This is a genomic window from Thalassotalea agariperforans, from assembly GCF_053470345.1.
The window spans coordinates 35,484-59,093 of record NZ_JBQMWH010000006.1 but is presented as its reverse complement, the minus strand read 5'-3'; the positions used below and the strand labels follow the sequence as shown (position 1 = coordinate 59,093).

The following is a 23,610-nucleotide window of genomic DNA, read 5'->3' as shown; positions in this document are numbered from 1 at the left end:
ACAGCATCTGGTTATTATTAAGTCGCATAGGTATAAGGCTTTGATTTCAATGGGTAAAATAATAAAGTAGATTTAAATAAATAGTTTATTGTTTACATTAAACAGTTAAATGAGATAAGTTAATAGTAAAAGAATCCCTTAAATATCGTCTTAAAAAGTAAGGTATTGGAATTATTTTGAGGTTGTTATGGTTTCAGACTGGATAAATGGACATAAAAAAAATCCGATGAAAAATATTCATCGGATTTTTATCTTTGGCTAATAATTAAAGCGATTTATAGTTTCGCAAATAGATATGAACTTTATTTCAGGCTCATATCTATTATTAGCTCGTTCGTCATCACATAATAAAAGTAAATTAAGCTTTTTTACGATATCTAGCTAAGCCTGCTAACGCTAAACCGAATAAGGCGAGCGTTGAAGGCTCAGGTACTTCGCTTGCTACTATGTTAACTGAATGACTAATATCATAATTAAATATTTCAAAATCTTCATAGTTGAAGATTTGAAAAAATGAAACATTGAAATCAAACATCCCAGCTTCCATAGCCGTAAAACTTAACGAGCCTAATTCAAGGATGCTATCTGTGGCATCAAAGGAAAGGCTAAAGTCATCACCGTCAAACAAATAAGCATCAAAAAAACCGTCTTCTTCGAAACCCAATGGTAATGGCGATTCGATATCTGCTATATCATCCGAAAAAGAAAAATAGGTAGAGGTATAGAAGCCAAAGTCAAAGATATCACCAAAAGGGCTGCCATGGTCATAGCTCAAGTTTACATTAATGGTTTCGCCTACTGTATATTCTGATTCATCAGCATTAATGATAAGTCCCGCCATGCTGTTAAAGCTTAATGTAATACCAGCGATTAAAGTTAATATTTTTTTCATTTTTACTACTCCAAAATTTTTATTCAGCACAACCACTTCGTGTGCATAAACTTCTTAATTTACTGACATCACTAGGGTGAACTCTGCCATCGCCGTTTAGGTCAAACTCAGGACGAACTAACGCAGGATTGCGAATAGCACGAACAAAATAAGCCATATCTTTACGGTCAACATCATTGTCACCATCAAAATCACCTAATACGCCATATACCGGATCATTAGGAAAGTCATCAATAGTGTCATCAACACCGTCGTTGTCGTCATCAGGGTCTAATGAATCAGCAATCTTATCACCATCAAAATCACCTTCTATGGTTATTGGCGAAACAGCTTCAAGACGTTGTTCACCATTAGCAGTGGTACCAAAACGCGCGGTAAGTAAGTAATAATTACCGTTAGCAAGTTTGTCTGATGCCGTTAATCCGGCTAATGGAATACTTGCTGTTGACACACCATTTTTCAGTTCAATAATGCTGCTGTCAGTGACAATAACATCATTAACAACCTGATCTTCTGAGGTCATTTCAAGTAACATATATTGCATACCAGAAAATTGGTCGGTAACAAAATTATCTGTACCAGCTTCAAAATAGGTTGTTACTTCTAATTGACCACCAACCATATAATTGGTCGATGTATACAAACTAGCCTCATCAAGTGTTATTGATGCTGACACAACTTCTACTACATCGTTTTCTACTAACGCAGTGAAAGTAACCGTATCACCAAACCACATCCAACCATTACCGGCAGCAGTTGTTGCTTCAATTCTAATAGTGTGGGTACCAGCTGTAACATAAGTAGCATCGGTTAAGACAAAACTTTCAAATATGCCTTGGTTACCTGTATGAATAGCAACGTCTTGAGTAATGCTTACACCATCAAGATATAACTCGGCTTGTGAGTTTGCATTTGCACTTGAAGCCACCATTTCTATGCGATAAAAGCCACTTGTTGGGAAATCGATGTAATAATCAACCCAATCGCCATTTTGATTACTATCAGTTACTGTACGACGGTCTGTTGGGATCCCTCTTTCACCAATAGTAACACCGGCAACTCGGCCACCAGTTTCATCAAAAGCTTCGGCTTCAATGGTAAATGATTCACCATCAACTAACTCACTTGGATCCGCTGGCTCTTCAGGCTCAGTTGGTTCTTCTGGTTCAGTTGGCTCTTCAGGCTCAATTGTTGTTTCGCCAATAATAATTGGTGAAACACTTGGTAATAGTTGGGTACTACCATCTGACGATTTAAAACGTGCGGTTAAGTTATAATAATGACCTTCATTTAATTCGGCAGTTGTTGGTAATGCACCTTGAGTTGGGTGTATTAAAGGTAAACTGATATTAATGTCACCATTTTGCTGATTAATAACATTTGATTCCCCAAATACAACACGCTTAACTTGTGAACCATCTGCACGTAACTCTTGCAAGACAACGATTAAACCACTAGTCACGCCACCAAATGAACTTTCAACAACCGTATTACCGGTACCTGCATTAAATGAAATGCTTAGGTCCATTGAAGTTCCTCTGCCATAGACAGTATTTAAATATTTATTAACGTTATCTAAACTGATTGATGGCTCTGATGGTACCTCTGGATCTGTCGGTTCTTCTGGATCTGTTGGCTCTTCAGGTGTTAATTCGGTAACAATCTTAATTGGGCTAACACCGGCAATTTTATAAGTTTCGCCATCCGTTGAATCGAAAGAGGCAAATAAGAAGTAAAAGTTACCTGCTGGTAAATCGGCAGACGGAGTTAAATCAACCAGCGACAGTGTAGCTGTTGCTGTGCCTGATGCTTCACCGATTGCGCTTGCATCATAAGCTAATACATCATTTACCAAGCCCCAACCTGAGGTCATTTCGCGTAAGAAAAACTTAACACCACCTTGTCCTGAAGTGACTGTTTGATTATTACCAGCATCATAGTTAGCTGATACAGTTAGACTTCCACCAACAAGATATTCAGTGGTTAAGTATTTGCTAGAATCATCTAACGTTAATGAGCCTGTTGCTGGCGTTTCAGGATCTGTTGGTTCTTCTGGCTCAGTCGGCTGTTCAATGCTTGGCGCTAGGTCAGGTGATAGAGAGCTTATTAAAATGAAAGTCATTTTATCTGCATTCCACTGCCATTTAGCATCAGCACCAATACTTTCAATTCGAATGGTATGAGTACCCGCTGTCGCAATAACTAAGTTATCAGTGATCAGGTTACTTTCCATAAGATCCCAATCACCGGTTGTAGCAACGTCACCACTGCCTGCGGATTGTCCGTTGACAAATACTTCAGCACCATTTACTGGAGCGGTAGGTGTACCTGCATCTAATGCTAAACGATAAACACCCGCTTGCGCGAAATTCACTTGATATTCAGCCCAATCGCCGCTTTGATTGTTATTGATACCAACAGCACTAGTATCGAAACCACCAAATGCACCGCCTGTGGCAGTTAATGTCTCAGCTTCAATAACAAAACCAGATTCTGGAATTGATTGAGATTCAATAACATTAACTATGATACTGCTCTCAAATCCGCCATCGTTCGATGTTGCTGTGATTTTAGTTGCACCTGGAGATACACCCGTGATCAAACCATTAGCATCGACCGTTGCAATTGTGTAGTTGTCAGTTTTCCAAGTGACCGTACTATCAGTAGCATTTGCAGGGATAAGGTTAGCTTCGGCTTGATAACTGCCAGGTAAAACAATAACTGCATTGCTAGCTAATTCAATTGACGAAACAGGAATACTTGTTACTTCAATGCTGGCAACATCGCTGATACCACCATCAACAGTAGTGACAGTAATATCTGCTAATCCTGTACTAACTGCAGTAACAACACCTTTACCATCAACGGTTGCAACAGCTTCATTTGAAGATGACCAAGTGACTTTTTTGATCGTCGCATTTAGCGGTTCAATTTGAACACTTAAGGCAAGTGTTTCGTTTAACGCTAATGTGGCATTGTTAATGTTTAATTCAACATGTGTTGGCTGAACTGTAGTTACATTAACAGCATGATCAGCGACTAATACACCTTCTTGTGTGCTAGCTGTGATCGTTGCAGAACCTGGACCTGTACCAGTAACTAAACCATTTTGGTCAACAGCTGCAACTAATACATTTGAGCTTGTCCAATGAACAGCTTTATTGCTGGTGTTGGCAGGTAAAACATTGGCGGTTAAAGCTATGGTATTTTTGTATAACACATCACTTTCACCAGAGATGGTTAAATCACTTGCGGTAATACAAGGGTCACATGCTTGAACTTGGCTTCTTGGGATTGCTTGTTCAGTTTCCCAAGTTGATAAGCTGATCGCAGTAAATGTACGAGCAGATGCAACCGACGCAGTGATGACATTGTTTTCTTGTAAATATTCTAACGGTACTGGAATTTCAATTAAGTTTAATGAAACACTACCTTCATCAACTTCTGGTCCCATATAGTCGTAGTGCTCAGTCATAACACCACTAGTATTTGGGTTAACTTGAGTTGGTACAGCTAAGGTATGGCCGTTGATGGTAAAGGTGTTATTATTGGGTTTTGCAGCATGGAAAGGATAAAATTCAGCCGCAATTCTCAAGGTAGCTTCACCATTTTCAGGCACAACAACACCATTAATATTACCAGACATAGTATTACCGGTAATTCTATGTACTTGGCCTTTAGCTGCTAAGCCTTTACCTGCACCCGCTAAACTTTCACCATAGTATTTTTTCTCTTGCATGGTTGAAGTAATTGCAACATCGGCATTATATTCAACATCTAAGATGATGGTAGAACCAGGTTCTAAAGTTACTGATTCAGGTAGGCTTGTTAATGTTGATTGAGCTAGAATTGGACGCCCTAAGTTAGTTGGGCTTAAGCCTTCTGCCAAGTATGAGTGTTTAATTTTAACACTTTTAACAGTATTACCATTAGCACCCATAAATGCTAAATCAACTGGAATATCGTACCACTCCAAGTTATTTAGAATCAGATAGGTATGATTACCGTCTACATAAGCATCCACTTGCACATCTGGATCGCTTGAATGGGTATCAACACGTGTACCTTTTACGTCAGACCATAATTCATACCATTGAATTTTATCGGTAACATACCACTCAGCATCGTCATAATTAGCAGACAAAGGTTCATCTGTATGCATTAATGCTGCTTCATAGCGGATAGCTTCGCCATTAGGACCAGTCAACAGTCCCCATTTACCTTTAATTGGTGCAAATGGCATTGATTTTACCACTTGAGCAGGGCGTCTTAATATTTGCATAAACATTTGGTTAAACGTTCTTAGGTGTAACCAATCTGAATAGCGATAGTCATTTGCTAGAAATTCTAGTTTGCCATGCTTTGAGGCAATTGCACCGTATTCTGAAATAACCCAAGGTTTAAGATTGTCAGCACCGTTAACTTGTGCGTCATACCATTCAACCATATCTAAAATAGCTTCGGTTTTCATACCACGACGGAATGTGCTACCTTGACGTGGATTATCACCTAATTGTGCCCAGTCATATAAATGCAGTGAGTAAAAATCCATGTTTTCACCAGAGGCATCCATAAAACCTTTCCAGATCGCATCCCATTGGAAATAGGTATCATCTTGCGTTGCCCAATATTCTGAGCTTGTGATCGCTTGTAAAAAGTCTTCTAGTTCACCTGGTTCATAGGAGTACCGGTTACGAACAGCTCTTTCTTGCGTTGGAAATCGTTCAGACAGATCTGGTTTTTCTAAATCGTGTAAACCCCAAGTCATCCCACCTACAAGTGGACGTTGATCTTCTGGTAACTTGGCTTTAATTTCTTGAGCGACTAAATTGTGGTATTCAAAGAGTTGTTCAAAGCTTGACATTACAAAGGTTCGACCAACGTTAATATCCATATCAGGTTCGTTAATTACTTCCCAATATTTTGGCATTAATACACCGCTGGTTTCGCCGTCCTTACGGAAAAATTGATCGAGATATTCACCAACCCATTCTGCGCCATCAGCGATATTGCGAAGTACATATTTACCTGCTTCGTCGTCTTTACCCGCTAAATCTTTTGGCCAGTATGATTGTGTTGGGAAAGGGCCGTGTGGTGTGATCCCCATGATCATTTCATCACTACGGACTTCATATGCACGTACAGATTCGGCTAAATTATCGTACATGTTTTCTTTGTGCCATTTACCAAAATTAGTTAAATCGGCAATATGTGGTTTACCTGGATTTTCAGGATCTTGTGCGGTCGCTTTGAATATCCAAGAAGCCATACCGTTATCACGACCAAAATAAACATCTAGATCGTTCATTAGGTAATTCATGGTGTCAGCTTCACCTTGCCAATCGGTTTCGGTCAAGGCTGAGTGAACAGTAATATGTTTTTTTCGATTAAAATCTGAAACACCCTTAACTTCGTGTTTTGTGTCTAAGTTAATATCAACTTTTACTTGAGCTGCTATTGTCGGCGCTGAGCTAATACTCAGTGCGGCCAATAACGCTACCCCCCTATATATCTTCATAACACTACCTCTTTTTGACGTTATTATTGTGTACTTTTAATAATTCTATTTTGATTACATTATATTGTTAACAATATAATGTAATCGTTACACATCGGTAAAACAAGTCTGAGTAGTAATGAAATTAATCTCTCTGATAGGGTTTTTATGGTATTTGTATTGTAGATTATTGTTTTTATGGTTGTTTTAAATTTACTCTTTCGGTTTTGTTTTTTACTAAATAACTATAATTAATTATTTATCTGAAGTCGGTTAAATGAAATGTAAGCGATTTACATTTTATTTTTTGGTGGGAATAGCCTTATTACATATTTTTGTAACGTAGAAAATTAAAGGGCTACCATGTTGATACGTCCGTGGAACAAATATCAACAATATAATTAAATGAAGCTTAATATTAGCCTGTTTGTCAGCGTTAAGTGTTTGACAATCGCCTTTTATTAACCAATTTAGAAAGTTCTTAAAATGGTTCGGTGTATAAATTATCTTTATCTTTATCTTTATCTTTATCTTTATCTTTTATTGCTGATGATATGCTGGTGAGATAAGAAAAAAGGCTAGTAGGAGAGAATGTATTTCGTTCTTAACGATTGCTGTTTATTTCGATTTAGTTGAATCAATCGATGGTATTATCTAGTACAGTTTTATTTATGGGTACATTTACAACGATCCTGAACCTGAAAGCTATCCCTTTGTTAGAGATCTATTTAACTTCTTTTAATTTTGAAATGTCAGAATCAACAATTAGATGTAAATAGATAGATATTTTTTCAACAGGCCAATCCCACCATGATAATTCTAATAACTCGTCGATAGTTTTTTGATCAAACCTATATTTTAATGTTTGCGCAGGATTACCGCCTACAACACTGTAATCAGGTACATCCTTTGTGACAACAGATTTACTAGCTATTATAGCGCCATGCCCAATTTTTACTCCAGGCATTATGGTTGCATCGTAACCAATCCAGACATCATTACCTATTTCTGTATCACCTTTGTATGGCAGGCTACCTTCTTCAGGCATAACTTTTTCCCAACCATTACCAAAGATCTGAAATGGATAGGTAGAAAAACCTGACGTTTTATGGTTGGCTCCATTCATAATAAACTTAACATTTTTAGCTATTGCACAAAACTTTCCGATAATTAATTTATCACCAATAAATGGAAAGTGATAAAGAACATTATTTTCAAAGTTTTCGGGGCCTTCGGGATCATCGTAATAGGTATAATCTCCAACGATGATATTCTCACTTTTAATAAAGTTTTTGAGATAACCAACTTGTGGAAATCCTTTCATTGGTTCTTTATCATTTGGGTTAGGACCGTACAAATTATGCTCCTTGAAATTAAATGTCATATAGAACTTAAACCAATAGCCAGTGCCACTAATTAAAAAATTACTGAGTTATATTTTAAATCAATATAAAATATACAATTGATATCTAATCTATTGAAATTAATGATGCCTATTGTCAACTTAAACTCATTATTTTTATTTCTCGCTGCTGGGCAAGGCATTGTTTTTGCCATTTTACTCTATTTTCGCAGTCAAAAAAGTAGAAAAATTAACATACATCTTTCAATTATTTTAATTGCCTTTAGTGTAGAAATTATACAAAAATTTTTAATAGACACTCAGTATATTTTTCAATTTCCTGCAGTGGTAGGTATTAACTTGCCATTTGATGCTTGCGTCGGTATCGCTCTATATTGGTATGTAAGGCAAGCTACTCATCCTGAAATGAACAATTGTAATCATGTCATTCTTAAACATTATTCAATTTTTTTCTTGTGCATACTTTTATCAATACCTTATTGGTTAATGGATTTTGACACTAAACTTACGTTAATGAAAAATGGCGTAATATCAACAGAATGGCCAAGCATTGCTTTTTATAGCGTTAGTTGCCAAACCGTTATCAAAATTAGCAGTTTTTGTGTTTATATTTTTCTTAGTATTAAAATGTTGCTTGAACATAAAAGTCAGTTAAAAAATATTTTTTCTTATCGAGAACGTATAACACTACTTTGGTTAACAAACTTATTATGGCTATTCTTATTCGGTTTAATTCAAGGAATATCCATATTAATTTTTTTCCAAGAATCTGAAGAAGTAACGTCAATGATGGGGTTTATGGAGTTATTTTCTGTTGCAGTTATATTTTATATTGGTGTGATGGGATTAATGCAACCAAGAATATATCGACGTACTGAACGCTCATATATTAACGAATTAAAAACAGCATCCAAAAATAATAACAACGAGGAAAAGGTAGAAGCCACTTCATATAACACGTCAACTAAAGCAAAGTATCTTAAATCGGCACTGTCTAACGATGACATGCAACGCATAGCTACTAAGTTAGACGATTTAATGAAAGCAACTCAGATGTATTTAGAACCTAATTTAAGCATGCCACAGTTGGCAGATAAATTAACAGTATCACCGAATTATTTATCTCAAACATTAAATTCAATATATAAGATGAGTTTTTTCGATTATATAAATAAACAACGTATCGACTATGCAAAACAGCAACTTCATGAACCAAAATTAAAAAACAAAAGTGTTATTGATATTGCTATTGATGCCGGATTTAACTCTCGTTCTGCTTTTTATTCAGCCTTTAAAAAGTACGTTGGTGTTACGCCAATTCAATATAAAAACAAGAAATAATTTTTATAAACAAACATTATTGTTCTTTCCTATAAGATAAGACAGTTAAAAAATAAGATAAAAATCAAAGTTTTATGTAATATCTTTTACTATAACAGCCAATTAACTGTCCTCACTTACTTACTAATACACCTTTACTTAAAAACTCACACACAATACTACCACTTTCAGTTAATAAGGTTACGCGTATCTTTTCGTTAATCAAACAAGCTGAAGGTAAACAACCTCATTTAAAATATTATAAGGATCACACATGAAAATAATAAAACATGTATGCATCGGTATTTTTACACTAAGTATGGCAGCTTGTAATAGCAGTTCATCAAACAATAGTGAAAACAGTATTGATGAAAAGTATCAAGGTATTTGGCAAGCCCCTGAATATGGATCAGTTTTCCATATTATGAATAACAAAGTGAATGCTTATGCGTATACAACTAACTACTGCTTACTTGAAGACGCTAATGCTGATGTTAGTACCAATGATATTGAACGCGTTATTAGGCTGACGGAGGCTAATTCACAGTTAGAATTATTTGGCGGTTATGGTACTGAAACCTTTTCAGCACCGGGGATGACGTATAAAAAGATTAACGAATTGCCTGAAGCTTGCCAAACAAATTTACTTCATAAAGTAGGAACGTCAGGTTATCAGCAAAACTACGAACAAGATTTGGCAATATTTCATGAATTATTTAAAAACTACTACTTCGATTTCGAAACTAAAAATGTTGACATAGACAACTTATACCATACAGCAACTCAAAAACTTACGTCTGAAACAACCGAAGAAGAGTTACTTAATATTATGGTTGAAATGGTTGCACCATTAGCCGACACACATATTCAAGTCATCAATTCAGAGGGTATTGATGTTTATAACATTACCAATAAACCAACACTACCTCAGATACTTGTAGAAGAATTTGCAGCGCTTAATGATTTACCTTTTCCGATTCCTGTCGAGTTATTAAGTGAAACATTGATTGATAATTTGAATGCTTATATTACCCAAATGTATGCATTGCAATGGGAACTAATAAACAATTACGCCCGTGCAGATGAAGAAATAAAAACAGCTGAAAACGGACTGCTACGTTGGTTTGAAAACGAAGGTATAGGTTATCTTTATATTGGAGCAATGACTGGTTATAGCAATTTACCTGAAGACGCTGAGGATATTGAGCATGCTCAAGATTCATTAAACAACCTAAATGCTGCGTTAAATTTAGCACTTAATGATTTATCCAACACTCAAGGGTTAATACTTGATATTAGAACAAATAATGGAGGTAGTGATTATATTAGTTTAGCTATTGCAAGTCGTTTTGTTAGTGCATCAAACACACATATTTATAGTAAACAAGCAAGATTAAATGAACATCGCTCTCCATTAGCAGATGTGTATATTAACCCTAGTAATGAAATTCAATATTTGTCACCTGTTATTTTATTAACAAGTGCCAATACAATTTCCGCTGCAGAAACATTTACGTTATCAATGAAACAATTAAATAACGTAACTATTGTAGGCGAAGCAACACAAGGCTCATTTTCCGATATTTTATCTTTTCATTTACCAAATAACGTTGAAATAGGCTTATCAAATGAGTTTTATCTGAGCCCCACAGGAGAGTGGTTTGAACATACCGGTGTACCAGTGGATGTTGAAGTACCGTTTTTTACTTTACACCATAGAGCACTAGAAGTTGATGCTGGTATAGAAATGGCAATTGAATTATTGACTCAATAGGAGAACGTTGACATGTATTCATTTATCCAGCAATTACATAATAAAACAATAGCATTTTTCTTAATATTAAATGCCTTATTATTAATTTTATTAATACCAGGTGGCATGATTGAAAATAGAGATTTCTCTCATATTGATACTTTGATTTTAGTCGCCTTTAATGCTTTGTTAACCGCATTAGTGATGTGCTCTATATTATTTATACCTTTAGCAATCAACAATTATCAAGCTACAGCTAAGGTATCAAAAATATTAGCCCTCGTTTACATTGCAGTTTATATTTTGGATCTACTTTCCATATTCCCACAAACACCATCAGTTATGTCAACGGCATTAATGACAATAGAAATTATTGGAATAGGTGCTGGCATAATGCTTTTTATTGAAGGTTACAAATTTGAAAAACGCATAAATAATGCAACATATTCACAAAATAAAAACATGGTTAAAAAATTATCGCCTCTTTGTACTTTGATATTAGTACTTATAGGAAACGGTGTTGTTATTTTTTCGACATATTCAGCCATACATTCAAGCCAATAATCTTATCTTACATTTTATTAAGGAAACATCATGTATTTAAAAAAACATAATTACTATTTCAGTGACAACTTTATTACTAGCTGTAATACCTAATAAACTAGCGTTAGCTGAAGAACATTGGGAAAATAGAATTTCTATCTTGTTGGGTAAAAAACATTTAGACAAAGATGATTTTGTAGACAATAAGCACCCAGCATTTGGTATTAATTTAGACATAAAACGTAAAAGCTGGCCTGTAAGTATCGCTGTAGATCTCATGTCTTCAGGTGAAGAAATAAAAAGTGAACATCGGAAGATAGAAAGAGTTACTGGCGGTTTACATCTTGGTATTAGAAAATACTGGCTTTTTAACAATATTGAGCCTTATGTTGGTGGCGGTATTAACCTTGCTGTAGCCGAGCGTAAAAAAATTATTAATAATCAAATAGAAAAGCAAGATGACGATGATACAGGATATTGGTTAGCAACAGGTGTAAATTGGAAGTTCGATAACCAAATTTTTATTGGTGCTGAAGTAAGATACAGTGATGCTGAAGTAACACTATTTGATTCCAAGATAAACACAGGAGGCTTGTATTCTGTTTTTAAGGTAGGTTACCTGTTTTAGTAAAAACTCATATGTATTAGTTCCGACTTAATCTGACACATTGACTTGAAAAGTTGAGAGTTACCCGTTTTTATTAAAGGTGTCGAATCTTTAATTTAAACAAAAAAGGTAACTCTCATGTTGCATACTAACAACCCAATCATTAAACACAAAGCTGGTTTATTTAACTTAGCTGAAGAATTAAACAATGTTTCAAGAGCCTGCAAAGTCATGGGTGTATCACGAGACACATTTTATCGGTATCAAGAACTAGTCAAAGAAGGTGGTATTGATGCATTGATAGAAAAGAATCGACGAACCCCAAATATCAAAAATCGTGTTGATGAATAAACTGTAAAAGCAGTTTTAGCTTATGCTATTGAGCAACCAGCTCACGGCCATCATAGAACAAGCAATGAATTACGTAAACAGGGTGTCTTCGTCTCAGGTAGTGAGGTTCGCTCAATTTGGTTACGAAATAATTTAGAAAACTTCAAGAAGCGGCTTAAAGCTTTGGAAGATAAATTTGCCAATGAGGGGCTAATTTTTACTGATGCACAAGTTGCCGCACTTGAAAAGAAAAAGCACGATGATGAAGCTTGTGGCGAAATCGAAACAGCCCATCCTGGCTACCTTGGATCGCAAGATATCTTCTATGTTGGTAATTGTAAAGGAGTTGGCCGTATATACCAACAAACCTTTGTCGATACCTACAGCAAAATAGCTTTTGCCAAGCTCTACGTTACTAAAACCCCAATCACTGCTGCTGATATGCTCAATGATAAAGTGCTGCCATATTTTGAGGCTCACGACCTTTCAATGTTACGCATATTGACCGACAGAGGTACTGAGTATTGTGGTCGCGTTGAGCACCATGATTATCAGTTATATCTGGCGATTAATGATATTGACCATACAAAAAAAGCGATGTCACCACAAACGAATGGGATCTGTGAACGGTTTCACAAAACCATATTGAACGAGTTTTATCAGATAACATTTAGAAAAAAATCTACTCAACAATAGAGGAATTGCAAAAAGATCTAGACGAATAGATGGATTACTATAACAATGAACGAACTCATCAAGGTAAAAAGTGCTGTGGACAAACACCATTAGAAACGTTACTTGATGGAAAATCGATATGGGCTGAAAAGAATTTAGCTCAAATCTAAGGTGACAAGACACCTTAAAAATAGGGTAACTGTACGATCAGGTCTGAGCTACTAAAAATCAAGCATAAATAGCCTGTAATTTTGCGGCAATAAAATCAAAAACTCGTCTGACTCTCAGGCTAGTTCTTAGTTCTTTGTGACAGACTAACCAAACAGGTAACGTCATTATGGGGCCCATATTCTCAAATGCTCGGACTAATTGGGGTTCTTTATCGCCCATTTGCTCTGGAAAAAATATTAATCCTTGTCCTTCTTTAGATAGTTCAAGCTGCAATAATTGAAATGGCGTAATAATTGAAAAATTTTGTTTAGATAAATTCCATCCTTGTTTATTTAATATATCAGTTATCGTACTACTTCTATCAAACCCTATAATTTGAACTTCTTTAAGAGTAGATAAATTAGTTACCTCAGGGAGCGTATTTAAATATTCAGCTGCGCCATATAACCATATAGTTTCTTCTCCGACTTTTTTAGCAATAAGATCATTCTGTTTGGGGTGAAAACTTCGGATAGCAATATCTGCTTCACGACGTTTTAAATCACTAGGCTCATTGGTTACAACAACCTCAACTGTGATGCCTGGTTCCATGCGTCTTAATTGAGCTATGATTTTAGGTAAAATGTACGCGGCAGTTAATTCACCAGCAGAAACAACAACGTTACCTTCAATTTGTTTAGATTGCCCAGAAGCACCTAATGAAAAAGCTAAGGCTGCATCAGCCATTTCGCGAGCATGTTCTAATAATTCTAAACCACTTTTAGTTAAAACAAGTCTTTGCCCCACACGCTCAAATAAAGTGATGTTCAATTCAGTTTCAAGCGCCCCGACTTGTCTACTTAATGTAGGTTGTGTTGAGTTTAGCGATTTTGCAGCAGCTGAAAGTGTACCTTCCTCTGCGGTTACTAAAAAAGCGCGGATATGATTCCAGTCGAAAATTAGTGATTGCCAGTTCATACAATTATGTATACCTATTATGAAATAAGTTTCGTATTAATGCTTATATTGTATAGGTAGAATAAAAATATATGAAGACACTTGAGAAGGTAATATGAAAACACTTGTTGTAGGGGCTAGTGGTGCTACTGGAAGATTATTAGTTCAACAATTGCTCATGAAAAATGAAAAGGTAAGCGTTATTGTCCGCTCTAAGGAACTATTTTTGTCAACATTAGATGATAACTTCAAAACAGATGGTCGATTATCTGTTATGGAAGCCGATTTATTAACATTGTCGATTGAAGATTTAGTAGCACAAGTAAAAGGTTGCCGAGCGGTTGTTTCCTGCTTAGGCCATAATTTAACACTAAAAGGTATTTACGGGCACCCTCGGCGTTTAGTGACTGAGTTTGTGCATCGAGTTTGTACTGCGATATGCTTTTCATCGGTTAATCAACAACCCGTTAAGTTTATTTTGATGAACTCAACAGGTAACAGAAATGTAGCTGCAGACGAAAAGTTACCTAAGTTTGATGCGATCGTGATTAATTTGATCAGAGCATTGCTACCACCACACGCGGATAACGAAGAGGCAGCTGATTATTTACAAAATCGGTTAGAAAACAGAAATAATAAAATAGAATGGGTTGTTGTTCGTCCAGATAGCTTAATCAACGAAGGATCGGTATCAAATTATAAGGTATATACAAGCCCAGTTTGCAGCGCACTTTTTGGAGATGGTAAAACAAGTAGAGTCAACGTTGCTCATTTTATGTCACAGTTGGTTCTTAATGTAGATTGTTGGGAACAATGGAAAAACCAAATGCCAGTAATCTATAACACCGACATTTAAGTTATATTTTCATAAAGAAATAGTCACTGTACTATGAGTATCGCCGTAAATTTTCAGTAATACCGATAATATTTGTTAATTAGCTAATGTAAAAAGTCACGTAACGGATATATCTACCGCATGAATAGACGCGCTATAAAATTTGATTGGAATAGAGCAAGAGCTTCTCTTGTTACCGCTGAAGAAGTAACGTTATCAGCAGCTGCCAAAGCTTTAGATATGACACAGGCTACTCTTGGCCGACAAGTATTAAATGCTTTTATCAAGTAAAAACCGTATATATAAGCAACCAAGTATGTACGTCTTTACAAATGGTTATAACGTTGTCCAAGATAAGGTTAACACCTTTGGTTGCTCCTATATAAATTAAATGTAGCAATATCTATACGTTATAAGAGTTATGTTTCATTATAAGGCTACGAATTGCCATAAAACGGTAACTCCTTGCCACATATTATTTGATGTTAATTCTTTTTAGTAGTGATATCACCTTTTATATATGGCCTATTATTTGCTCGTTATTTGCAAGTTTCATAATTATTTCATGTCTCTATGTCTACAGTATCTTTTAATACATATAATGTTGCTCATTTCTATAGTCGTCATAATGATTTACATACAAATTCATTGACAGAGAATCAAAAATCAAAGGATGATCATAAATATCAAGATAGCGTTTCTATCTCTGTACAAGCCCGCCAACGAGAGCATATAACAACTCAAACGGTACAAGATAAAAACGAAGAAAACCTATATACACTAAAGTATGGTGATTTGAATACTTATGACAATATGACGTTTCTTGAAAAAGCTCATCAGGCAATAATGGATAATAGAATGGGCCTTGATAGAGATAAAATTGAAGAAATAAACGATAAAATGGAAGCCATTATAAATGATAATGCCATTCCAGAAGATGTGAAAATGAATTTATTAGAAAATTTAGCTAAAGAAAAACAGGCCGAGTATAAAAAGGCTGCTGACCAAACGGAAGAGCAAGCAAAATTAGAAGATGTGCGCAATATAATTGAAGGCAAACACTGAACAAGGAAGTGCCGATGTATATAAATGCTTATACAAATTTAACTGATCAATTTTTGGAAGCCAATAAACACAGTAAACCGAGTTGGCGGAGCTACTTTTAAGGATTATATAGCACCAGCTACAATTGAGTTTGACCAATAAGCTCAGTTAGTTCTACCTCAAGATTGCCCAACGCTTCTCAGCTTAAGCATGCTTTAAACGACCCCCTCATAAAAGTGTTAAGTACGGCTGCCGCGCTTGCTAATCATTATGTCGGTACCATATAACAACAGCTATTTAGAGATGAAATGTATACTGCTAGAACAGGGCAGATAGAAATAGGATTGCCAAGCAATATTGATATTTATTTTATAATTGCCTTCAATACAGATAGTATTGATTTTTAGATGACGGCAGGTGGGAGCTGGTAATAAAATTTTAAATCTATTTTTATATACGATAATATATGTTTTATTTTTCGTACTAATCATAACCTAGGCACACTGTATCGAAATTGGATATGAAGATTTTGATGGACTGATATAAATAACCAATATACCCTTTTGATATTTCTGATTTTTCACATAAAATCACTATTCTTATAATTGATTTTGAATATTTATTCATGCCGACCATAAAAGATGTTGCGAACTTAGCTAATGTGTCTGTTGCAACCGTGTCTAGAGTATTAAACACACCTGACAAGGTAACAATCTCAACTAAAAATAAAGTTGAACAAGCAGTTAAAGAAATAGGCTTTGTGCTAAATGCCAGTGCTCGCGAATTAGTCACTAAAGCAACACAAACTATAGGTGTGGTGCTCCCGCAATTATCCGATCCATTTTTTGCGGTGATAGCACATACCATCGAACAAACTGCTAGTGGCTTAGGGCATAAAGTATTGATCAATACAGGATCACAAAATGCTGATAAAGAGTTAGAAGCGATTAATAGGTTGCGAGCAGAAGGTTGCCGTACCATGATTGTTCATAGCCGCTCACTTACTAATGAAAAACTGATCGAATTAGCAAAAGAAATCAAAGGGTTGATCTTACTAAACAGGTATATTCCAGAATTGAAATCTCGTTGTGTTTGGTTTGATAACCACACTGGCGGTTACTTAATGGCACAACACCTGTATGATTTAGGTCATCGAAAGTTTGCAATGCTTACCAGTAATGGTGAATCGCAAAACGAATCACAACGCCTTATTGGTATTAAACAGTTTTTACAGGAAGTGAATATAACGTTATCGCCAGAATATATTGTTTCGACAGAAAATAGCTTTGATGGTGGGCAAGCTGCAGTTACTGAATTAGTTAAACGACAAGTCGATTATAGTGCATTATTTTGTTTCAATGACCAAATAGCAATTGGCGCTATCTCGAAACTTAACCAGTTAGGCTATGCTGTACCAGCAACTATATCTGTTATTGGTTTTGATGATTTACATTTTGCTCAGTTTACTTTTCCCAAATTAACCACAATTAAATATCCTATTGTTACTATGGCAGAAAAAGCCACTTTATTAGCTTTAGCATTTAGTAAAGATGAAAGTTATTTTGCTGATCAAAGTGTAGGGTATAAATATCCTGCGATATTAATAAAACGTGATAGCACCACCACGCCAGTAAACATAAAGAATAAAATTAATACCCTATGACAACTATAAAAGATGTCGCTTTTGCCGCAGGTGTTTCTACCGCTTTAGTCTCAAGAGTGATCAATAACAAGCCCGGTGTAAGTATTAAAAAACGGGAAATAATTCAAAAGATTATGCAGGAAATGGGGTATTTCCCAAATACCAATGCCCGCTCAATTAAGTTTGTTGCTAAATCAGCAATTGGTGTTATTTTACCCGATCTTATCACACCATATTTTGCGTGTATGGTACAAGGTATTGAAAAGATTGCGTTAGCGGCGAATGTACAACTTGTTTTAAACTCATCGTCATTTAATCGCGATAAAGAATTAGCCGCAATTGAGACTCTGGTTGAACATAGATACCAATCTATCGTTTTATTTAGTCCGTCAATTAGTGATGAAAAGCTAATTTACTTCGCGAGCAAAGTACCAGGGTTAACATTAATAGATCGTTATATTCCGGCCATAGCCGACCGCTGTGTTTTTTTAGATGACTTTTTAGCGGGAACGATGATGGCAACCTATTTGCTGAATAATCATCACAATCATATTGCGATCATAGATTTACCTCATTCACTGCTAAATTCTTGCAAACGGCTAGATGGTATTAAAACAAGGTTAGCTGAAGCCAATATTATACTACCCCCGAGTTTAATTGAATTGAGTAATGGCTCTGTTGAAGGTGGTAGAGCAGCGGCTTATAATTTATTAGCATCAGGGCAGAAGTTTACAGCGATAGCCTGTTTAAATGATGCCACCGCTTATGGCGTAATTACCTTTTTACAAGAACAAGGTATTAAAGTACCAGAAGATGTTTCAGTGATAGGTTTTAACGGCTCATTGTATAGTAAAATTTGCCGTCCTACATTTGCCACTATATATACTCCTGTCGCCGACATTGCAGCTAGAGCAACAAAGTTATCTTTACAATTGGTGAAAAGCGCACATTTGTATATTGATGAGTCAGAAAATAAATTTCAACCGACTCTAATTAAAAATCAATCGGTTAGTACAGTAAAAACTAGATAACCTGAATTCGGTTTAAGCCATTTTGCTCAATAACGCTATTTAAGCGCCTATCTACGTTATTTTTCCTTCTAATAGCCAGCTATTAATGCGAAAAAACGCCTTGATATCCACTTAAATTTCATCATTGAGTCTAACACAAACTAAGTGCAACAAAACAAGTAGGTGAATTTTAAAATTATTTATTATAATTCAGACTATTACAAAACCCATTAAACCGAGTTCAGGTTAAATAATTTCAGTATGTCAGATAAAGGTAATTGGCTGAATAAAGTGCTATTCAGCCAATTTGTTAACCCGAGTTCGTGTTAGTTAACACTATTTCATTAAGCTAGAATGTCTTTAATGATCTTGCCATGAACATCAGTCAACCTGAAACGACGACCTTGATATTTAAAGGTCAATTTTTCATGCTCAACGCCCATTAAATGCAGCAAAGTTGCATGAAAGTCATGAACATGCACGGGATCTTTGACTATGTTATAGCCAAACTCGTCAGTTTCTCCATAAACACCAGGTTTAGTGCCACCACCAGCCATCCACATGGTAAAACAACCAGGGTGATGATCACGACCATAATTAGTGTCAGTTAATTTGCCTTGTGAATAGTTGGTTCGACCAAATTCACCGCCCCAAATAACTAGGGTGTCATCAAGTAAACCTCGTTGTTTTAAATCTTTCACTAAAGCAGCAGAAGCTTGGTCGGTATTTTTACACTGGTTTTTAATACCGCCAGGTAAACCGTCATGATGATCCCAACCTTGGTGGTAAAGTTGGGTAAACTTAACATCACGTTCGGCTAAACGTCTTGCTAATAAACAATTGGAAGCATAAGTACCCGGTTTTCTACTGTCAGGGCCGTACATATCAAATACCCAGTCAGGCTCATCACTAAAGTCCGTTGCATCAGGTACGGAGGCTTGCATTCGCTCTGCCATTTCATATTGAGCTAAGCGAGATTTAATTTCGTTATCTTGCCACTCTTCGTGTTGTAGTTTTTGTAACTGACTAAAGTGTTTTAGTAGTCCTCTCCGATCTTGTGTTGTTAAGCCGCTTGGATTATTAAGGTATAATACAGGATCTTTACCGCCTCTAAATTGCACCCCTTGGTGAATAGAAGGCAAGAAGCCATTGCCCCATAATCTAGAATAGAGCGGTTGACCGCCACCATTACTGGATACCATGACAATAAACGGCGGAAGATTTGGATTATCTGTTCCTAAACCATAGCTTAACCAAGCACCAATACTGGGTCTACCTGGGATTGGGAAACCTGTTTGTAAAAAAGTGATCGCAGGATCATGATTAATTGAATCGGTGTGCATAGATTTTACTATGCACAAATCGTCAACAATTTCGGCGGTATGTGGTAATAACTCACTGACCCAAGCACCACTTTCCCCGTGTTGCTTAAAGTCAAAAATTGAGCGGGCTAAAGGTAACGATGTTTGTTCGGCACTCATACCGGTTAATACTTGCTCACCACGTACTTCTGCAGGTAATTGCTGGCCATGGCGCTTATCTAACATCGGCTTATAGTCAAAAGTTTCTAGTTGTGACGGGCCACCACTTTGAAACAAATAAATTGCGCGTTTAGCTTTTGCCGGTATATGCGGCGCGCCCAATATGCCATTTAACTCAGGCGAAGCACCTTGTCCTAATGCTTGCGATAAGTCTTTCGCTTGTGCAATGTTTGGGATATTTGCTAATTGTGCTGCTGAAAGTCCGTATAAGGAACTTTTAATAAAATTTCGTCTATTCATGATCATTCCTTATCGTTTGATAACTGCTGCGTCGTGATTCATTAACATATTTGTTACTGATGTCAGGGCCGCTAACGCAATGTTATCTAGGTTATTGTTTGATTTATGCTCTCCGACCGCAAGAAATGCTTGGCTACGCTCGGGCTCATTGCTGAAACTAGCCAACATGTCGTTATACATTACGGTAACAACTTCAATTTCTTTTTCATTTGGCGTTCTACTTGTCAATATCCGATAAATGTTTGCTAATTGTGCTTGGCTAGTAGGTATTTCTAGCATCACTTTTTCAGCTAATACACGGCTAGCTTCAACAATTTGTGGATCATTTAACAAGGCTAAAGATTGCAAAGGCGTATTAGTTTCTTGTCTAACTCCAACACTATAACTTCTTGTTGGCGAATCAAATGCTGTCATATTTGGTGGTGGTACAGAGCGTTTATAAATGGTGTACATTGAACGTCGGTACAGTTCATTTCCCGTGCCTTGTTGATAATCCATATTGTTCATGCGCCAAATACCCTCAGGCTGATATGGATGCACACTTTTACCACCAATGGTTGTTACTAATAAACCACTAGTTTTTAGTGCCATGTCTCGGATCATTTCTGCACTTAGTCGGCTTGTTGGTGCTCTAGTCAGAAAAATATTTTCAGGATCAATTTCAGCTACCTCTGCAGTTACTTTGCTTGTTTGCTGGTAAGTTGCCGACATAACTAGCATTTTAACGAGCTGTTTAATATTCCAGCCACTGTCGACAAATTCTCGGGCAAGCCAATCAAGCAATGCTGGGTGACTGGGTAAACGTCCTTGGTTACCAAAATCCTCTGGTGTTCTTACTAGGCCATTTGCAAAAAACATTTGCCAGTACCTGTTGGTAATAACTCGGGCAACTAACGGGTGATCCGGTGATGTAAACCATTTAGCTAAACCCACTCGGTTTTGTGGCCATGATTTATCAAACGGTAATATAGCCTCAGGTACTCCTGGTGATACTGGCTCACCATGAGATGCATAACTACCGCGTTCTAAAATGTAGGCTTGGCGTGGTGTTGCCATTTCTTTCATCACCATCACTTCTGACACTTGTTCTTTTAACGCATTTTGTTGTTTTCTAAGTGCCGTTAGTTGTGCAAGATCTTTTTGGTATTGCTTGTTGTATTGATTATTAAAAAGCGCTAACAACTCATCTTCAGTAGCATGATTAAATGTACCAGCAATTTGTGTGCGAGTAAGGGCTTGATTATACACTTTTAGGTTATCAACTAAACTATTAGGCAAGCCTCGGCTGCGCCATCTAGCGCCAACTTTAAGACCAATTTCTTTTAAAACACCGGCTTTATTGTGTTTGATGTCTTTATATAGATTGTTGCGTACTATGTCAGTTGGTACCACTTGCCCATCTAAAAATAGCTGAATGCCTTCTACGGTTCCTGAACCATCGTAAGTCAGCGTAATATTCTGCCATTCATTTCTAAGCACAGGGGCTGTTGATTTTAAAACAATCGCATTGTATGGGTAAGTATGGGCAAAACGCACTAACCAATGATTGCCTTCTATACCGACATCAAAACCTTTAAAGTTATATAAAATGCCGCCTTTGTTGTAATGAAATAATACGCCATCGGTGATCTCATTAGGTATTTTTGCATCAATACTTATAGTAAAGGGCGTAGCTGATTCAAAAGTATTAAGGCTTGGGAAATATAACGGATCATCACCATTAAGTTGGATCGCATCTCGACCATCGTCGTTGATGTGAACCATAGGTTCACCTTCTTTTTTCTTAGGATCGGAATTGTAAATAACACGGCCAATATCTTTCACTTTAACTTTGTTAGCAATTTGAGTATTGCTATCGGTATTCTCTAGTGGGAAATAGGCTAACAGAGCATTACTGGTGTCTATTCGTTTCGCTTTTTTATTGCGTAACCAAGTCGTAAATGCCGGGTTCTTGTGATCATGTCTAGTTTTTATAGCTTGTTCTAAAGCGCGGACTTGTTCAGTAATAACCGCTATGTTGCTTGTTTGTTCTTCCGTTGGCATCAACATGGTTGGTACCGGCATATCATCGGCGTCATATGAAATCTGTCCAGATTCATCAATGCTATTAAAGAAGGCGGTCATTGAATAATAATCTTTTGCTGAGATAGGGTCATATTTATGATCATGGCACTGAGCACAATGCATAGTTAAACCTAACAAACCGGTACCTATGGTTTGCACTCTGTCTTTAACATACTCAACTCTGAACTCTTCATTAACAATACCGCCTTCACCGTTTTGGGCGTGAATACGGTTGAAAGCTGTGGCCAACGTTTGTTCGGTAGTACTGTTTTTCAGCAGATCACCGGCTATTTGCCAAGTAATAAATTCGTCAAAAGGGCGATTGTTATTAAATGAATTGATAACCCAATCACGATACGGCGACATATCTCGATAAAAGTCGGTACTGTATCCATGAGTATCGGCATATCTTGCAACATCAAGCCATTCAACAGCCATTCGCTCACCATAATGAGGTGATGCTAATAAACGCTCAACAACGGTTTCATAAGCATTTGCTGAATCATCGTTTAGAAAGTTATCAATTTCTGCAAGCGTTGGTGGCAAACCGGTTAAGTCGAATGTTACTCGACGTATTAATGATTCTTTATCTGCTTGCTCAGATAATGCTAGGCCTTGTTGCTCTGCTTTTTGAGCAATAAAGGCATCAATGGGGTTATTGACCCAAGCTGAAGATTTAACCGTAGGCACTTCAGTTTTTTCTGGTTTTATTAGTGCCCAATGTTTTTTGTATTCGGCGCCTTGTTCAATCCACTTTTTAATAATTGCTTTGTCGCGTGCAGAAAGCGTTAAATTAGCAGATGGCGGCGGCATCATATAATTAGGATCGTCAGAAATAATGCGCATAAACGCTTCTGAATCGTCAGGGTTACCAGGCAGTAATGCCTTTAAACCGCTATCTGTTGTATGTGCGGTGGCATCAGCAAAGTTTGACAAAGTTAACCCTGCACGGGCATTTTCTTTATCTGGCCCATGACATAAATAACAGGTGTCCGATAAAATCGGTTTAACATCAAAGTTAAAATCAACAACCTCAGGAATAGGCTCTGCAAAAGTTTTATTGTCGCTGTTATTATCACAGCCAGACAGCGTCAATAATAAAGAAATAGCACTTAACGAAAGTGCTTGGCTCAAGCTTTTAGTCATT

General features: G+C 36.6%; 15 protein-coding genes and 1 pseudogene. 10 read left to right on the top strand and 6 right to left on the bottom strand.

What is annotated here, in order from left to right; genetic code table 11:
• Positions 1-358: 358 nt before the first annotated feature.
• The 3 genes from ACSLUO_RS10080 to ACSLUO_RS10070 form a co-directional block, all read right to left on the bottom strand.
• Positions 359-892, bottom strand: coding sequence for a PEP-CTERM sorting domain-containing protein (locus ACSLUO_RS10080; RefSeq protein ID WP_448248405.1), 534 nt, complete (start codon positions 890-892; stop codon positions 359-361).
• A gap of 19 nt (positions 893-911) precedes the next feature.
• Positions 912-6,410: an Ig-like domain-containing protein gene (locus ACSLUO_RS10075; protein WP_448248404.1), complete on the bottom strand. Its 5,499-nt coding sequence runs from the start codon at positions 6,408-6,410 to the stop codon at positions 912-914.
• A 703-nt stretch (positions 6,411-7,113) separates the two neighbouring features.
• Positions 7,114-7,773, bottom strand: a complete 660-nt coding sequence (locus ACSLUO_RS10070; protein ID WP_448248403.1) for a Vat family streptogramin A O-acetyltransferase — start codon at positions 7,771-7,773, stop codon at positions 7,114-7,116.
• Positions 7,774-7,875: 102 nt separating this feature from the next.
• Here ACSLUO_RS10070 and ACSLUO_RS10065 point away from each other — a divergent pair, with 102 nt between their 5' ends.
• The 5 genes and pseudogenes from ACSLUO_RS10065 to ACSLUO_RS10045 all read left to right on the top strand — a co-directional run bounded on the left by ACSLUO_RS10065 (position 7,876) and on the right by ACSLUO_RS10045 (position 13,150).
• On the top strand, positions 7,876-9,093 hold the full coding sequence (locus ACSLUO_RS10065) for a helix-turn-helix domain-containing protein (protein WP_448248402.1): 1,218 nt from the start codon (positions 7,876-7,878) through the stop codon (positions 9,091-9,093).
• 253 nt (positions 9,094-9,346) lie between these two features.
• Entirely contained in the window at positions 9,347-10,846 is a 1,500-nt protein-coding gene (locus ACSLUO_RS10060) for a S41 family peptidase (protein WP_448248401.1), read from the top strand.
• A gap of 12 nt (positions 10,847-10,858) precedes the next feature.
• The gene (locus ACSLUO_RS10055) at positions 10,859-11,389 is read left to right on the top strand and encodes a DUF8051 family protein (RefSeq protein ID WP_448248400.1); all 531 of its coding nucleotides are present in this window, start codon (positions 10,859-10,861) and stop codon (positions 11,387-11,389) included.
• 61 nt (positions 11,390-11,450) lie between these two features.
• Complete coding sequence (locus ACSLUO_RS10050; RefSeq protein WP_448248399.1) at positions 11,451-11,996, top strand: outer membrane beta-barrel protein; 546 nt, start codon at positions 11,451-11,453, stop codon at positions 11,994-11,996.
• Between the two features lie 117 nt (positions 11,997-12,113).
• Positions 12,114-13,150 (top strand): annotated as a pseudogene (locus tag ACSLUO_RS10045) (IS481 family transposase).
• A 58-nt stretch (positions 13,151-13,208) separates the two neighbouring features.
• On the opposite strand, the gene ACSLUO_RS10040 reads toward ACSLUO_RS10045, so the two are convergent.
• Positions 13,209-14,108 carry a LysR family transcriptional regulator gene (locus tag ACSLUO_RS10040; RefSeq protein ID WP_448248398.1) on the bottom strand — a complete coding sequence of 300 codons (900 nt, stop codon included), beginning with the start codon at positions 14,106-14,108 and terminating at the stop codon, positions 13,209-13,211.
• A 94-nt stretch (positions 14,109-14,202) separates the two neighbouring features.
• Between ACSLUO_RS10040 and ACSLUO_RS10035 the strand changes: the two genes are divergently transcribed.
• The 5 genes from ACSLUO_RS10035 (at position 14,203) to ACSLUO_RS10015 (ending at position 18,639) form a co-directional block, all read left to right on the top strand.
• Positions 14,203-14,943 carry an NAD(P)-dependent oxidoreductase gene (locus tag ACSLUO_RS10035; protein WP_448248397.1) on the top strand — a complete coding sequence of 247 codons (741 nt, stop codon included), beginning with the start codon at positions 14,203-14,205 and terminating at the stop codon, positions 14,941-14,943.
• A gap of 120 nt (positions 14,944-15,063) precedes the next feature.
• On the top strand, positions 15,064-15,213 hold the full coding sequence (locus ACSLUO_RS10030) for a hypothetical protein (protein ID WP_448248396.1): 150 nt from the start codon (positions 15,064-15,066) through the stop codon (positions 15,211-15,213).
• A 282-nt stretch (positions 15,214-15,495) separates the two neighbouring features.
• A complete protein-coding gene (locus ACSLUO_RS10025) occupies positions 15,496-15,987 on the top strand; it encodes a hypothetical protein (RefSeq protein WP_448248395.1) in 492 nt (163 codons plus the stop codon).
• A 604-nt stretch (positions 15,988-16,591) separates the two neighbouring features.
• On the top strand, positions 16,592-17,629 hold the full coding sequence (locus tag ACSLUO_RS10020) for a LacI family DNA-binding transcriptional regulator (RefSeq protein ID WP_448248394.1): 1,038 nt from the start codon (positions 16,592-16,594) through the stop codon (positions 17,627-17,629).
• Entirely contained in the window at positions 17,626-18,639 is a 1,014-nt protein-coding gene (locus ACSLUO_RS10015) for a LacI family DNA-binding transcriptional regulator (protein WP_448248393.1), read from the top strand. The genes ACSLUO_RS10020 and ACSLUO_RS10015 overlap by 4 nt, the downstream gene beginning before the upstream one ends.
• Positions 18,640-18,962: 323 nt before the next feature.
• On the opposite strand, the gene ACSLUO_RS10010 is transcribed toward ACSLUO_RS10015, so the two are convergent.
• Together ACSLUO_RS10010 and ACSLUO_RS10005 are read right to left on the bottom strand one after the other, a co-directional pair.
• The gene (locus ACSLUO_RS10010; protein ID WP_448248392.1) at positions 18,963-20,399 is read right to left on the bottom strand and encodes a DUF1501 domain-containing protein; all 1,437 of its coding nucleotides are present in this window, start codon (positions 20,397-20,399) and stop codon (positions 18,963-18,965) included.
• Between the two features lie 9 nt (positions 20,400-20,408).
• Positions 20,409-23,609, bottom strand: a complete 3,201-nt coding sequence (locus tag ACSLUO_RS10005) for a DUF1553 domain-containing protein (RefSeq protein WP_448248391.1) — start codon at positions 23,607-23,609, stop codon at positions 20,409-20,411.
• Position 23,610: the final 1 nt, after the last annotated feature.